Consider the following 13,937-nt stretch of genomic DNA (forward strand, 5'->3'; position numbering starts at 1 on the left):
CGCAAAAATGCCAAAACATAGTAGAATAGCCCCCATGAAAGTTTGGATTTTGCTAGCGTTGTTGTTGTTGGGTGGGTGTCACCGGTTGAATATGGGCTATTTCTCAGAAGTGAGAGGGGGATATACCTTTAATGCCAAAGCCCCTATTGTGGTGGTCTATGACAAAGAGGACATGGTCAGCTCCTTTTATATTTCTTTGATTATCTTGGAGTTGCAACAATTAGGCTTTTACAATGTCTTTTCCATGCAAGATTACCCAGTCTCCCAAGCCAAGAACACCATTTATGTCCATGTGGTGCGCAATATTGCGGCTTTGCCCGTCTATGCCTACCATTATACTTTGATCGATCGCGCACGGGGCAATCATTGCTATTGGCATGGCGGGCAGTTTTATTGCACCAATGTCCCCACAGATTACTACGCCATTAATGGGTTTTCTGCCTATAGCAAAATGTTAGCCGGATCGCATTTTATCTTGGATTGGTGGGACAATGTCTTGCAAAAACGCGTGCTTTACATCGATGGGAGCGTTACGGGCAACACTTGCGGTTACAATGCGCTTTATCAAGATTTGATCGCCAACACCATTCGGCGCATTGATTTTACCCGCTCAGAGCATTACCGCTACTTTGAGCAATTACCCGTGTATCTTCCCTGCTATAAGCGTTAAAATGCAAATTAGGCGATCCTTTGGCTTTTGTGCCAGCCATGTTGTGCGCAATTGCACTTCCAAGCGTTGCGCCACCAGCATACACGGGCATAACTACACCCTAGAGGTCTTCATTGAAGCCCACAAATTCGATCGTGCCGGCATGCTTTTAGATTTTGGCATTTTCAAGCAAGAGATCGCTAGTTTCATCGATGCTTTCGATCACGCCCACCATTTTTGGGATCAAGAAAGCCCAGAGTTTCAAGATTTTATCACCACCCACAGCGCGCGCTATGTCAGGCTCAGTTTTAACCCCAGTGCGGAAGGTTATGCTTTGATGTTCCATTTTTTCCTCAATGCCATTTTACAAGCCACCGCTTTGCAAAACGAGGAAGCTCCCTTAAGCGTGAGTTCGGTGCGCGTGCATGAAACTGATTATGGCTATGCCCAAAGTTTTTTAAAGGATTTGCGTAACCCCGATCTGATGGCAGGTATTGGCTTGCACAGCGTGCAATTCTCCCCGGCTATTTTGCAAGACTTGCCCAACCCGCTTTTATTAGAGCAACTCCAAAACTACCATGCCAGCCCTAAAGCCCTAAAGCCCTTTAAAAGCCCCACGCCCCTAAGACAAATTTAAATGCATTTACCTCTTGTAGAAACCTTTTATAGTTTGCAGGGTGAGGGGGCATGCGTGGGTGTGCCCAGCGTGTTTGTGCGCTTGGGGGGGTGCAATTTGCGTTGTATGGGCTTTGGAGTTAAAAACAAGCTTGACCAACAAGAGGTGATCGGGTGTGATAGTGCCTATGCGGTCTATCCTAATGCAGAGTGGCAAGAGATCACACAGAGTCAGACACTTTTAGAGCGTGTCTATGCCCTCATGCCACAATCTTTAAAGCCCCTGATTGTGCTAACCGGGGGTGAGCCTAGTTTGCACTTTAAAAACCCGATTTTGCTAGAGGCTTTGAGCGTGTGGGTGCAAGAGGGCTTTACAATTTGGGTTGAGAGCAATGGAAGCGTATTGTTTGCTTTTGACTCCCTCTTAGAGTCCCTGCATTTTACCCTGAGTGTCAAGCTAAGCTTTATTGAGAGCGCGCCTAAAAGATTAAATTTAAGGGCAGTTCAAAATATCTTGGATCACGCCCCTGTAGTCTTTAAATTCGTGTTAGGCGCACCCTATATCGATCAAGGCATCCAAGAAATCCAAGCCTTCATGGATTCTTTAAGCCTCAAAACTCTGCCCCCCATTTATTTAATGCCCATGGGCATCACCCACGCCCAAGTCCAAGCCAACTTAAAAGCCCTCGCCCCCGTGTGCTTGCAACATGGCTATGGCTTGAGCGATCGGCTGCATATCCACTTGTGGGACAATGCCAAGGGCCGTTGATGTTAGCGCAGTTTAAAGCCTATATTGAGAGGATTAGCCACGAGGATGGCAAGCATAAGTTTAGTCTAGATGATGTCTTGTTGATGGGCGATGGACTCAAAGCCCTTGAGTTGTTGCACAAGGCAATACAGAATCAACAACAAATTATCTTGGTGGGCGATTATGATTGTGATGGCATGAGCGGGACAGCCCTTGTGCTGTATTTTTTTAGGGAGGTGCTAGGCTACCCCTTAGTGCATTATATTATCCCCCGCCGCAATGTGGATAGTTATGGCGTGAGTGTGCCCCTCTTGGAGGAATACACTACCAAAAGGCGTTTGGTGGGCGAGGTGTATGTTGTAGGCGGCATTCAAGGGGGACAAGCCCTCAATTTGCACAATAGCCTATTTTTGAGTATTGATAATGGCGCGGGGATTGGCGATGAGGTGCATGAAATGCTCAAGTCTTATCAAAGCACCTTGATTTTAAGCGATCACCATGAATTTTTAGAGGGGCGCGTGCCAAAATGCGATGCTTTCGTGCATCCTTTGCTAGGCGACCAGCATAATTTTAAGGGCATTAGTGGGGCATGTGTGGCTTACTTGCTCATGCTTGCTTATGCCAAACATTACCAGATCAAAATGCGTTTAGATCACCTGCACTACATGCAGATTTTAGCTGGTATTAGTACGATTGGGGATTTAATGGATTTATCCATGCCCTATAACCGGCAACTCGTCCAACGCATGGATGCTAACTTGAAAAAGGGCATGCCTGCTAATCTCCAACAACTCTATGCCCTAAGTCTCTATAAAAACCCCTACAAACTAGCGGCTTTGGCATGGGATGTGATCCCGCTCATCAATGCAGTTGGGCGTTTAGATGGGATTGAGGGGTTTTGCCATTGTAATTTGGTGGTGGATTTTCTTTCCCAAAATATGCCCAATGGCTACTACGCCCAATTACTCCTAGAAACTAACCAAAGGCGTAAAGAATTAGTCACCCAGATCAAGCAAAGCCTACAAATTGTGCGCCAAAAACGCCTTTTTTATGCGGGCGGTGCTGTGCCACGGGGGATTTTAGGCGTGATTGCTAATCAAATTTTAGAGCAAGATTGCTTGCTTGCCTTGTGTTGGCGTTATCAAGGCACAGAGATTGAGGCCTCCTTGCGTTCTAAAGAACCCGATTTGATCGCCTTGTTAGCAGGCATGAAACAAGCAGGTATTGGGGTGAATGGCGGGGGGCATAAGCTGGCTTGTGGGGTGGTCTTTGAGGGCATGGGGGATTTTGAAAAAGCATTGGAATTTTTAGATCATGGCATGCTTTAGAGTGGATCAGATCGCCACCCTCTATCACCCACGCTTTGTCCAGCTCTACCAGCAGGGCGAACCTTATGGCGTGGGGAATGCCGAACCTTTATTTGAGGTGTGCGCCACTTTGAATCATTGGAGTTATGTGGGGAAGCGTTCCAAGGCGCATTTGCATTTGGAGCTAGCCGATACTAGTGCCTCTTTGGTGTGTAAGTGGTGGTTTCACAAGCTTAAAAATCCCGAAGAGAGATTAATTGTTGGGGGGAAAATCTGTGTGGTTGGCACTTATGACTATGTGGATCGGGAATTAAAATGTTTGGAAATCAAAGAGATTTGAGTTGCGTTTTGACATACCCTAAAATTTTGGCCTTAATAGCAGGCTCAATTAGCAAGCGCAAGTCCAGCACGCTTAGGGGCAGGGGACAATCAGCCAATTTGACCGCATCTTTGGAGGTTACTAGCAAAGAGGTTGCGCCGTGTTCCTTAAAGGCTTTTTGCAATAAACAGAGATCAAAGCGGGCATGATCTTTGAAGTAGAGTTTGCCCACAACTGGGGGTAAATAGGGGTCTAAGCGACTGGGGTGAGCAATCGCGCTCACTAAGAGCATTCTAGGGCTAGGGCAGAGCAATTTGACTTCCCGCCGGTAATCTAGCCCCTCCTCAATGAGCAAATCGGCTAAATCATAACAGCTAACAGGCTCGCGATAAATCCCACTGGGCAAGCAAAAATCAAAATAGGGCTTGTGTGCTGGCTTGAGCACGATATTTAATTTTTTAAAGGCAAAGCGGAAGCCATCATCTAAAAGCACTACTTGCGCGCCCAATTGTTTAGCCTGCAAAATACCCTCTTTGCGATCCACGCTCACGATCACGCTAGCTTTTTTTAACTGGGTGGCTAGCAAAAATGCCTCATCACCTGCTTGAATCTGGGGGATCAACACCTCCCCTTGAAGGCTCACCACTTGGCAACCCTGAGAGCCACGCCCATACCCCCTAGAGATCACCCCCACATGGTAATGGGGGGCTAAATCTTGGGCGATCTCCAAAATAAAGGGGGTTTTGCCACTGCCTCCAGCGATCAAATTACCCACGCTAATAATGGGGATATGCAAATCTTCATAATGGGCTAATGTGCGTTTGAGCGTGGCGATTTGGGTATAGATCAAAGAGATGGGATAAAGAGAATAAGCCAAAATTTTTTGGGACAGGCTGGGCGCATAAAAGTAGCGTTCTAGCCAAGTCATGACAGCTTACAGATCAAAGGAGGCTCTAGCTTAAAGGCATTTTGTTGCACCCGCCCCACTATTTTTTTTACCAAGAGTGGGTCATAGCCTAATTGCACCAATAAAGCACAATCGATCTGTTTGGTATGCGCCCATCTTTGGCTGATCTCAAATAAAAGCGGATCGATTTGTACATAGCTAAAACCCAAATCGGCTTCATCGCTCTGCCCGACATAAAAATCCGCACTGGGTTTTTTCTCTAAAATCTCTAAGGGGACATCTAGCATGCGCGCTAGTTCATAGACTTGGGTTTTAAAGAGATCCCCAATGGGGTTGATTGCGCATGCCAAATCCCCAAAGATCGTCCCATAGCCTAGCATGCGTTCGCTTTTATTGCTCGTACCCACCACTAAGGCTTGGTGGGTTAAAGAGTGATCATAGAGGCAGATCATGCGCATGCGCGCGCAAAAATTGCCCTGCCGTGTCAGGCTGGCTTGGGGGTGATCTTGATTAAAAAGTTGGTGGTAGGCTTGGATGGGAGCTAGGCTAAAGGAGATGTTAAAACGCTCACAGAGTAAAAGGGCATGATCTTGAGATTGGGGACTAGAGGTGAGTGCTGGCATGATAAGGGCATGGCAATTTTGCTTAAAAACCCTATGGCATAAGAGAGCCACTACAGCACTATCTAATCCCCCACTCAAACCCACCACCACGCGGTTAAACCCCCTTTGTGCGCTCTGTTCTTGCAAAAAAACACTGAGTCTATGGGGTGCATCGGGTGTGAGGCTTGGCATGGCGTTCTCCTAAAGATAGGGTGCAAACTGACCCAAATAGGGCAAAAACTGGGCGCATTTGGGATCAATCATATCAATGGCAGAAGCTGCGCCATAAAGTAAGGGGTTGCACCCCAAATAATAGCGTTTGCCCCTGTCATCGTGAATCTCGAAACTCCCTCCTGCATTGATGTCAAAGGTGTATTTTTGCCCCTCTAGCATAAAGCTACCCTCTAAGTGGCAAGGGAGATCATCATAATCTTCAAAGGGCGAAACCTCATAGGTTTCACTTACCTTAAAAAATGCTTGGAGTTTCTGGGAGCTTAGTTTCCATGCTATGCATGCCTGTTCAAATTGCTTGTCCTCCAAATCAGACATCCGACCATGCCCTACAACGATGTTTTGGATGCGATCAAAGCCCTTATCCCACAGTCCACATTGATTCTTTGAATACGCATAACACACATCAAACCACTCTGGCACGCGATCTTGTTTTAAGGCGAGCAAGATATGGCTAGACAACATGATCCCCATGAGCACTCTGGTTAACTTGACTATCCTCTCCAAAACCCCGATTCTGTGCTTAAGACTCATAGACAACATGCTAACCTTTTTATTGGCATTTTAACATGCCTTTAGCCAATCTTGGGGGAGCTTAAAAAGGGATAAGATTAAGTTTTTCGTTGTAAAATCACATTTTGCAAAATAGATAGAGGAGAGATGATGGCTGAAATAGATCGTCGGGATTTTTTAGGCATGGCACTTGCGGGTGTGGCTGGTGTGGGTGCACTTGCTAGTTTGGTCGCCATGAAAAAGACTTGGGACCCCTTGCCTAGCGTGGTGTCGGCGGGTTTTACCACCGTGGATGTGGGGGGGATGAAAGAGGGGGAGTTTTCCAGCGTGGCATGGCGGGGCAAGCCTGTTTATATTATCAAGAAAAAAGCGGCTATGAAATTTGATGCCAAACGTGATTTTAAAGTCAATGATGGGGTTTTCACCGTAGGGGTGCAAATTTGCACGCATTTGGGTTGTATCCCCAATTTTGAGTCCATTGATAAGGGGTTTTTGTGCCCCTGCCATGGGGGTCTTTTCACCCCTGATGGGGTGAATGTGCCTGGCACGCCCCCGCCCCGCCCCTTTGAAATCCCCCCTTTTAAGCTAGAGGGCACTAAGATCACCTTTGGGGAAGTGGGTCCAGAATACAAAGCCATGATGGCGCACGCATAAAGGAGAGGTGATGGCAGAAATCAAAAAAGCAGATGGTGTAGTGGATTGGTTGGATCAACGCTTGGGGGTTAAAAAACTCGCTAAAGTGTTGATGACAGAATATTGGATTCCCAAGAATATTAACTTTTTATGGGCAATGGGGGTGATTTTGCTCACCCTCTTTGCAACTCTGGTGATCTCAGGGATTTTCTTGCTCATGTATTATAAACCCGATGCCAAATTAGCTTATGATAGTGTGAATTTCACCATCATGCAAGAAGTGGCTTTCGGGTGGTTGTGGCGGCATATCCACGCCACAGCTGCCAGCATGATTTTTGTGATCATCTATATCCACATGTTCGTAGCGATCTATTATGGCTCTTATAAAAAGGGGCGGGAGATGATTTGGATTGGGGGCATGCTCTTGTTTGTTACCTTTAGTGCAGAAGCCTTTAGCGGGTATATGCTACCTTGGGGGCAGATGAGCTATTGGGCAGCTTCGGTTATCACCCAGCTTTTTGGCAAAATCCCTCTCATCGGTCCCGATCTCTTGGTGTGGATTCGGGGTAATTATGTTGTCGCCGATGCAACCTTGACCCGTTTTTTCATGTTACATGTCTTTTTGTTACCCGTGGTGATCATCATGCTCATCGGTCTGCATTTTTATTCGCTCCGCATCCCCCATGTCAATAACCAAGAAGGCGAGGTGCTTGACTTTGAAGCTGAGGAGAAAAAATACAAAGAGGGGCAAAAAAAGGAGTCTAAAGTCATTCCCTTTTGGCCCGTGTTTTTATCTAAAGATATTTTTGTCGTCTGTGCCTTCATGGTCTTTTTCTTTTACCTCGTGTGCTATCACTATGAGTTTGCGATGGATCCGATCAATTTTGAGCGTGCCGATAGTCTCAAAACCCCGCACCACATTTATCCTGAATGGTATTTTTTATGGAGCTATGAGGTTTTAAGAGGCTTTTTCTTTAATGGTAACTTGGGGTTGGTCGCCTTTGGGATCGCACAGGTGATCTTTTTCTTGTTGCCCTTTTTGGATAATAGCCCGGTTGTCAAGCCCGCCCACAAACGCAAAGCCTTTAATATTTGGTTTTGGGTTTTGGTCGTGGATATGATCGTGCTCACCATTTATGGCAAGCTCCCCCCCGTGGGTAATAACAAATATGTAGGCTTTGTGGCTTCTATTGTCTTTTTGGTGCTCTTCTTTGTCGTCTTGCCCCTAATTGCTAAGGCTGAGAAGAAAGGCGGTGCCCAGTGAAAGAACTCAAGATCTTAGCGATTTTGATCGTGGTGATTGGCGTGCTTTACTGGGGGGTTGAGCCTTATGCCCATAGCATTATGGAGCCCAAAGTTGCCCCAGCTGACTTTAGCTTTAAAGATTTAAAGCCCATTGATCTAAGCAAGGGTGATGCGAGTAAGGGTAAGGACTTGGTGGCACAAAATTGTGTAGCTTGCCATGGCATTGAGAATCAAAAAATACCGGCCCCGATGGATGTAGCCAGTGCCGGGGCGAGTTTTGGAGTCGTACCCCCCGATCTCTCCCATGTGGGTAGTGTCCTAGACCCCCAATTTATCGCCCATTTTATCAAAGACCCCACACAAGCTACCAAACTCACGCATAAATACAAAGATGCTAACCCCTATCCCATGCCCGCCTTTGCCCAGTTTAGCAATCAAGATTTAGCTGACATTGTGGCTTACTTGGTGTCCATCGCCCCCAAAAAGCTAGATGATAAAGAGGTTTTTGCGCAGGCTTGCCAGCGTTGCCACAACATCGAATACGACAAGATTTATGCGCTCACAGATGCCAAAGACTTACACCGCTATTTGGGCTCAAATGCACCAGATTTATCGATGATGATCCGCAGTATGGGGCATGAAAAGCTAGAAGTTTTCCTAAACGATCCACAAAAAATCTTGCCCGGCACGGCGATGCCTCGAGTGGGCTTAACCAAAGTTGCCCAAGAGCAAATTATCCACTACCTAGAGAAGACTGGGGATAGCAAAAAGTCCCAAAGAGATGCATTGGGCATCAAGATCATGATTTTCTTTGCCGTTTTGGCTTTCTTGGCTTATTTGTGGAAACAAAAGGTGTGGAGAGAAGTCCATTAGTGCTTTTCTAGCCAGACTTGGATTTGGCTAGCAACACTGGCTGTTTCTAAAACCTCCGTGTGGATTTTGGGGCGGTTTAAGAGTTCTTTGACACGCTGGGGTGGAGTGATGCCCTGAGTGGCTAGGATTTCTAGGGCTTGTCTGTCATCTGTGCTAGCCACGCCTTGAAGCCCTAAAAGCGTGGTTTGGGCAAATTTGCTCCATGAAGCTGTAGAAACCACTACGCAAGGCAAATCTGTTTGGAGTTGTTGGTAGGCATGCAATGCTGTAGCCGTGTGTGGATCGACTAGATAGCCATATTTTTGGTAAGTTTCTAAAATACTCTTTAAACAAGATTCATCATCACAGCTAAAACTCTCGAAATGCTTTTGCAAGATTTGTAGTTCTTGAGGTTGCAGGGTGTAGATTTGCTCTTGCTCTAAGGCTTGCATGCACTCTAGGGTGCGCTGGGAGCCCAAGAGGGCATATAAAAGCCGCTCTACATTGGAGCTTTTTAAGATATCCATTGCTGGAGCGTAGGTTTTGAGCAAACTTCTTTGCCTAATATCATAGACCCCCGTTTTGATCCACTCCTCTAAGACATTGTTAGCATTGGACACAATCCCGATTTTAGCAATGGGTAAGCCCATTTGTTTAGCATAAAAAGCTCCCAAAGCATTCCCAAAATTCCCGCTAGGCACAAGAATATTCAAGGGTTGCCCATAGTGCAGGGCGTGGTGGCGCACCAATTCCAAATACCCCCACACATGGTAGATGATTTGGAAAACAATGCGCCCAATATTGATCGAATTAGCCACACTGAGCAAAAAGCCTTGTTTCTGCAAAATGGCTTTAAAACCCGTATCTTTGAGTAAGACTTTGAGCGTACTTTGAGCATCATCAAAATTGCCCTTGATTCCAAAGACTTTTAAATTTGGCGCGTCCATCGTTTGCATTTGCAAGGCCTGGATTAGGCTTGTTCCGCTAGCGGGGTAGAAGCAAATCACATAGGTATTAGGCAAAGAGGCAAAGCTAGCCAGACTGGCTGGCCCCGTATCCCCACTTGTTGCCACTAAAATTAAATATTTTTCTTGGCGTTGTTGGGCTAGCTGTGAGAGCAAGATTCCAAAGGGCTGGAGTGCCATGTCTTTAAAAGCCAGAGTGGGGCCATGCAAAAGTTCTTGGACATAGAGGGTAGGGCTTAGATGTTTTAGGGGGGCAATATCTGAAAAACCCTCATAACGCTTCAAGGCTTCTTGCAAAATTGCGGGCGCAACATCTAAACTAAGCACCCCAAACAAGGCTTGGGCTAGCTGAGTGTAATCCAAATGCAAGTAAGCCTGAAAATCCAAATTAGGGACATTTTGAAAGCTAAAAAGCCCGCCCGTGGGGCTACTGGGCTCTAATAAAGCCTGTGTAAAACTCTTGGTTTGTTGGGGGTTTCTGCTATCCACTAAAAGCACCCTAAATCCTTCTTGCTTGAGATGGTGCAAGTGTAGCCAAAATTTAATAAGTTTGGCGCAAAATCACCATATCTAAAGGTTTTGATGTATAATTACCCATCTTGCTAAAAATAGGAGCGATAATGTCTGCCAATCCCCCTAAGGATGCAAAAAGTCCCCAACCCCCTATCAAGTTACGCCGTGTGGGTCTTTTTGAAACTTCGGTGAATACAGAGGTCATCCCGGTTCGGGGGCTCTTAGAGGGCATTAATGATATTGGGAAGTTCATTGTCAGTATGAAAAAGCATGTTAAACTGGGCGAGAAACCCGAAGTGGAATGGATCATTGATAAAACCTGTAACCACAGAGGTGACAAACTCCTGCACAACAAGGGGATTGCTGGTTGTCCCCATTGTAACTGGGCTTTGGATTTAAAGACCTTGACCTACCACAATGGCTATAGAAAACAACCCCTCAAATATCACATCGAGGGGCGTTCCTTGCATGTCCAAACTTCTATCGATCTCTCCAACCCCTACCAATCCAGCTTTAAGGGCGATTTTAAAATCCGTTGGCTCAACCACGCTTGTTTGCACATTGAGGCTGGGGGTATCAAGTGTGTCACCGATCCATGGTTGCTAGGTCCCAGCTTTTTGGGCAGTGGCTACTTAGAGACGGCAAGCTGTAAAGAAGCGGTGCATTGCTTGGTGAATGCCGATTTTATCTTTATCTCCTCTAATCGCTCCAGTTGCCTGCACCCCCAGACCCTAGCCTTTGTGCCCAAAAGCAAGCCCTTTTTAATCGGCAACTTTGCCTCTAAGAGCATTGAAAAAGCCCTAAGAGGTTTGGGCTTTACCGAAATCTATACCCTAGAATTCCAAGAAATCTATGAATTTAGCTCCTTTTTCCAATTCAGTATCCTCAAGGCAGGCGATGGCTCAGAAGAGAGCGGGCTATACTTGTGCTTATCTGGGCATGATGTGATCATCAATGCCTATGGGAATTACCTCAACACCTTTAATCTCCCCACCGATCTCACCTTGCTTTGCACCTCCTTTGCGGGCGCGACCTCGGGGTTCCCCTTTTGTATCGACAATTACAATAGCGAACAAAAAAAGGCATTGCACACCAACCATTTAGAGGGACTCAAGCAACAACTAGAGTTGCTCTTAGAAAGCACCAATGCCTCCTATGTCATGCCCATCGCCACGCCCTACATCCAAGAGGCCGCTCGCGATCAGGAGGTTCAAAACGCCAATGCCAAAAATGCCCTTGATTATGGTAAGCAAATTTGCGACACCTACACCCGTAGCCACAGAGAAAGCCCAGTTGTGTGGCTACAACCGGACTACACCTTGACCTTAGAGTTTAAAGAAAACGATTTGATCCAGTGGCGTGAAGATGTGCATGTGCTCAAAAGAGATGTGCCCCAAAGGTATGTGGATTTTTACACCCGCACCTTTGTTTATGATGCCAACAAACTCATAAACTATCTGAAATTATCTGGCTATAAAGCCCAGCAGATCGTAGCCTTTGTGCCCACTGATGGCTCTTTTGAAAAGGTGGTGGGCCCCATCGTGCAGGCCGATTTTGCCACCCAAAGTTTTAAAATTATCGAGGCAAATGCCATCATCACTAAGCAACAAGGCTACCGCGTGATGGTGCTCAAAGTTAGGGGCGAGATTTTGGCTTGCGTGGTTGAAAACCATTTACCCTTTGAGGAGATTTTAAGGGGCTTTCATTGCCGTATCCAGCGTACACCCAATGTTTATGAGGCCCAATTTTGGCGTTATTTTAGCCATTTTTACACCGATTCCAAGCCCTACACGATTCAATTAGTCTAAGGATTTTGCATGATTCTAGACAACCGCTTTTTACTCTGCTGGCTAGCCCCCATTGTTGCAGGCTTATTTTCTCCTTATGCGCAGGGGTTTAAGCATTTGGTCGCCTTTGAGAGTAAAATTGCCTTTTATGGGTTTTTGGTGCTCTATCTTTTTTATGCCCTGTTTGCTTTGATCAAATCCCCCCTTGTGGTCAAAATCCTTAAAAATACACTTGTATTCATCAGCGTTTTTTTTGCCTTTTTGCATTTCTTTTTGGCCCGTTATTTTGATATGCTCTTGACTCCTAGCACCATCGACACGATCTTAGCCACCAATCTTAAAGAGAGTCATGATTTTTTAACAAGTATGGTGCTCCCCCATGGTGGGGTGATTTTAGGAGTGGTGGTGGCTTATGTCCTGTTTCTCTATGTGGTGCGTGTCAATGTGTGTTTAAATCGGAAAATCCATATCGCTTTAATCACCATGTTTGTGTTGGGGATTGGTGCGCATATGACTAAAATCAAGTCTGTCAATATGAAACTCGCCTATGGTGCGAGTCAAGCCATTGAGCGGGTGATCCCCTTGATGCGTGAGGGCCATGCCATTTATACTAGTCTGAAAGAATATGGCAATAACCAAGCTATTTTGCAAGCCATCAGAGAACCACTACCTAAAGATTACCTTAAAGTGGATAGCGACAGCGTGCCCAATGTGGTTTTGATTGTGGGCGAGAGCGCCTCGCGTAATTTTATGCATCTCTATGGCTATCCGGTCCCCAATACGCCCTTTTTAAGTGGCTTAGCAGAGAGAGAGAGAGAGAGAGATCGCAATTTGTTCGTGTTTCGGGACACCATTGCGCCTTTTGGCTGGACAGACCGCGCGCTTAAAGTTCTCTTGAACTATAGCGATGTGGAAAACCGTAGCACCCCGTGGTATGAACAAAAAAGTTTTGGGGCAGTGTTTAATGCGGCTGGCTACCAAACCTTTTGGCTAGACAACCAACAAAGACCCTTATTAACAAATTTTTATACGATCTATCCAACCGTTTTCACCGCGCATATATGGACTAATTTTGAACTCAAAGAATACGATCAAGTGCTCATAGATGTGTTTAAAGCCCAGATCCAACCCCAATTAAAGGAGCATAATTTTATTTTGTTCCACCTATATGGTAACCATATTTATTATCATGAACGCTTTCCCAAAGACTTTGCCAAATTCACTCCCAAAGACATCCCCTATCAAGGTTTGCATGTCCAAAATGACAAAGATAAGCAAATTGTCGCTGACTATGTCAATTCAATCTACTACACTGACCATATTTTAAAAGAGATTTTTAATCTTTTCAAAGATAAAAACGCGATCATTTTCTACATCTCCGATCATGCCCAAGATAATTTTGAGAGTTCCACAACCTATGCGCACCGCTGTTCAACCTATGGCGTAGAGATTCCATTTGTAGTTTATGTTACCGACACCTTCAAGCAAAAATATCCCCAAAAGGTTAAACAAATCGCAGAGGCTATCAATAAACCCTTCATGAGCGATGATTTAATCCACTCTCTTTTGCCCATCGTGGGGATTCACACTAAAGATAATCTAGAATCTAAAAATCTCTTTAGCCCCCAGTTTGATATCAAGAGAAAGAGAATTTATTGTGGGGATCGGCTGTATGAGAAATAGGTTCAAAAGGCTAAACTAAATAAAGCGAGAAGATGGGATGTATCCGCGCCACCCCGGCGTGACCGGGGCTGATGCACCTTAATCTTTGTGGTGGTGATGGTGATCCCCATCATGGTGGTGGTGGTGTTCGCCATGATGGTGATGGTGGTGGTGGTGTGTGCCACCATGATAATGGTGGTGGTGGTGATGGTGGTGTTCGCTACACTCGTTGTCGTGCCCGTGGCAACATTCTTCGCTATGTCCTGACATGCTGTCTCCTTAAACAAAAGTATTCCTGAATGATAAAATCAGGTGGCCCATTCTACCAAAAAAATGGTAATCATTGATATAACTCTGTAAAAAAACGATCTAAAACCAGCAATACCCCG

General features: G+C 45.7%; 15 protein-coding genes. 11 read left to right on the plus strand and 4 right to left on the minus strand.

Annotated features, from left to right (window positions below; all coding sequences use genetic code 11):
* Positions 1-7: 7 nt before the first annotated feature.
* Genes FNE76_RS01780 through FNE76_RS01800 form a run of 5 tightly spaced genes read left to right on the plus strand, consistent with a single transcriptional unit; the run spans position 8 to position 3,659 of the window.
* Positions 8-670 (plus strand): hypothetical protein, encoded by a 663-nt coding sequence (locus tag FNE76_RS01780; protein WP_185962958.1) that lies wholly within the window; start codon positions 8-10, stop codon positions 668-670.
* Between the two features lies 1 nt (position 671).
* Complete coding sequence (locus FNE76_RS01785; protein ID WP_120948558.1) at positions 672-1,286, plus strand: 6-pyruvoyl trahydropterin synthase family protein; 615 nt, start codon at positions 672-674, stop codon at positions 1,284-1,286.
* Entirely contained in the window at positions 1,287-2,033 is a 747-nt protein-coding gene (locus tag FNE76_RS01790) for a 7-carboxy-7-deazaguanine synthase QueE (protein ID WP_120948557.1), read from the plus strand.
* Positions 2,033-3,340 (plus strand): DHH family phosphoesterase, encoded by a 1,308-nt coding sequence (locus tag FNE76_RS01795; protein WP_185962959.1) that lies wholly within the window; start codon positions 2,033-2,035, stop codon positions 3,338-3,340. The genes FNE76_RS01790 and FNE76_RS01795 overlap by 1 nt, the downstream gene beginning before the upstream one ends.
* A complete protein-coding gene (locus FNE76_RS01800; RefSeq protein ID WP_120948556.1) occupies positions 3,327-3,659 on the plus strand; it encodes a hypothetical protein in 333 nt (110 codons plus the stop codon). Before FNE76_RS01795 ends, FNE76_RS01800 begins: the two co-directional genes overlap by 14 nt.
* On the opposite strand, the gene FNE76_RS01805 is transcribed toward FNE76_RS01800, so the two are convergent.
* The 3 genes from FNE76_RS01805 to FNE76_RS01815 are packed head-to-tail and all read right to left on the minus strand — an operon-like array spanning position 3,646 to position 5,840.
* Positions 3,646-4,566 carry a tetraacyldisaccharide 4'-kinase gene (locus FNE76_RS01805; RefSeq protein ID WP_120948555.1) on the minus strand — a complete coding sequence of 307 codons (921 nt, stop codon included), beginning with the start codon at positions 4,564-4,566 and terminating at the stop codon, positions 3,646-3,648. The two genes, FNE76_RS01800 and FNE76_RS01805, sit on opposite strands and share 14 nt — an antisense overlap.
* Positions 4,563-5,339 (minus strand): NAD+ synthase, encoded by a 777-nt coding sequence (locus FNE76_RS01810; protein WP_120948554.1) that lies wholly within the window; start codon positions 5,337-5,339, stop codon positions 4,563-4,565. The genes FNE76_RS01805 and FNE76_RS01810 overlap by 4 nt, the downstream gene beginning before the upstream one ends.
* Before the next feature lie 9 nt (positions 5,340-5,348).
* The gene (locus FNE76_RS01815) at positions 5,349-5,840 is read right to left on the minus strand and encodes a hypothetical protein (RefSeq protein ID WP_143928352.1); all 492 of its coding nucleotides are present in this window, start codon (positions 5,838-5,840) and stop codon (positions 5,349-5,351) included.
* A 201-nt stretch (positions 5,841-6,041) separates the two neighbouring features.
* On the opposite strand from FNE76_RS01815, the gene petA reads away from it, so the two are divergent.
* Genes petA through FNE76_RS01830 form a run of 3 tightly spaced genes read left to right on the plus strand, consistent with a single transcriptional unit; the run spans position 6,042 to position 8,642 of the window.
* Positions 6,042-6,545, plus strand: a complete 504-nt coding sequence (gene petA / locus FNE76_RS01820; RefSeq protein ID WP_120948552.1) for a ubiquinol-cytochrome c reductase iron-sulfur subunit — start codon at positions 6,042-6,044, stop codon at positions 6,543-6,545.
* Between the two features lie 10 nt (positions 6,546-6,555).
* Entirely contained in the window at positions 6,556-7,788 is a 1,233-nt protein-coding gene (locus tag FNE76_RS01825) for a cytochrome b (protein ID WP_120948551.1), read from the plus strand.
* Positions 7,785-8,642 carry a c-type cytochrome gene (locus FNE76_RS01830; protein ID WP_120948550.1) on the plus strand — a complete coding sequence of 286 codons (858 nt, stop codon included), beginning with the start codon at positions 7,785-7,787 and terminating at the stop codon, positions 8,640-8,642. Before FNE76_RS01825 ends, FNE76_RS01830 begins: the two co-directional genes overlap by 4 nt.
* Here the strand turns inward: FNE76_RS01830 and thrC are convergent.
* Complete coding sequence (gene thrC / locus FNE76_RS01835) at positions 8,639-10,084, minus strand: threonine synthase (protein WP_120948549.1); 1,446 nt, start codon at positions 10,082-10,084, stop codon at positions 8,639-8,641. The two genes, FNE76_RS01830 and thrC, sit on opposite strands and share 4 nt — an antisense overlap.
* 122 nt (positions 10,085-10,206) lie before the next feature.
* Between thrC and FNE76_RS01840 the strand changes: the two genes are divergently transcribed.
* The 3 genes from FNE76_RS01840 to FNE76_RS08210 all read left to right on the plus strand — a co-directional run bounded on the left by FNE76_RS01840 (position 10,207) and on the right by FNE76_RS08210 (position 13,815).
* Entirely contained in the window at positions 10,207-11,907 is a 1,701-nt protein-coding gene (locus FNE76_RS01840) for an MBL fold metallo-hydrolase (protein WP_120948548.1), read from the plus strand.
* A 9-nt stretch (positions 11,908-11,916) separates the two neighbouring features.
* On the plus strand, positions 11,917-13,569 hold the full coding sequence (locus FNE76_RS01845; RefSeq protein ID WP_143928353.1) for a phosphoethanolamine transferase: 1,653 nt from the start codon (positions 11,917-11,919) through the stop codon (positions 13,567-13,569).
* Between the two features lie 96 nt (positions 13,570-13,665).
* The gene (locus FNE76_RS08210; protein WP_162983019.1) at positions 13,666-13,815 is read left to right on the plus strand and encodes a hypothetical protein; all 150 of its coding nucleotides are present in this window, start codon (positions 13,666-13,668) and stop codon (positions 13,813-13,815) included.
* Positions 13,816-13,937 lie beyond the last annotated feature (122 nt).

The organism is Helicobacter mehlei, assembly GCF_007280785.1.
Classification (GTDB): domain Bacteria; phylum Campylobacterota; class Campylobacteria; order Campylobacterales; family Helicobacteraceae; genus Helicobacter; species Helicobacter mehlei.

Coding starts and splice junctions, on each gene's coding strand:
- FNE76_RS01810 (WP_120948554.1), bottom strand. CDS start 5,339: ATGCCAAGCCTCACACCCGATGCACCCCATAGACTCAGTGTTTTTTTG.
- petA (WP_120948552.1), top strand. CDS start 6,042: ATGGCTGAAATAGATCGTCGGGATTTTTTAGGCATGGCACTTGCGGGT.
- FNE76_RS01780 (WP_185962958.1), top strand. CDS start 8: ATGCCAAAACATAGTAGAATAGCCCCCATGAAAGTTTGGATTTTGCTA.
- FNE76_RS01845 (WP_143928353.1), top strand. CDS start 11,917: ATGATTCTAGACAACCGCTTTTTACTCTGCTGGCTAGCCCCCATTGTT.
- FNE76_RS01795 (WP_185962959.1), top strand. CDS start 2,033: ATGTTAGCGCAGTTTAAAGCCTATATTGAGAGGATTAGCCACGAGGAT.
- FNE76_RS01790 (WP_120948557.1), top strand. CDS start 1,287: ATGCATTTACCTCTTGTAGAAACCTTTTATAGTTTGCAGGGTGAGGGG.
- FNE76_RS01825 (WP_120948551.1), top strand. CDS start 6,556: ATGGCAGAAATCAAAAAAGCAGATGGTGTAGTGGATTGGTTGGATCAA.
- FNE76_RS01800 (WP_120948556.1), top strand. CDS start 3,327: ATGGCATGCTTTAGAGTGGATCAGATCGCCACCCTCTATCACCCACGC.
- FNE76_RS01805 (WP_120948555.1), bottom strand. CDS start 4,566: ATGACTTGGCTAGAACGCTACTTTTATGCGCCCAGCCTGTCCCAAAAA.
- FNE76_RS01785 (WP_120948558.1), top strand. CDS start 672: ATGCAAATTAGGCGATCCTTTGGCTTTTGTGCCAGCCATGTTGTGCGC.
- FNE76_RS08210 (WP_162983019.1), top strand. CDS start 13,666: ATGGTGATCCCCATCATGGTGGTGGTGGTGTTCGCCATGATGGTGATG.
- FNE76_RS01840 (WP_120948548.1), top strand. CDS start 10,207: ATGTCTGCCAATCCCCCTAAGGATGCAAAAAGTCCCCAACCCCCTATC.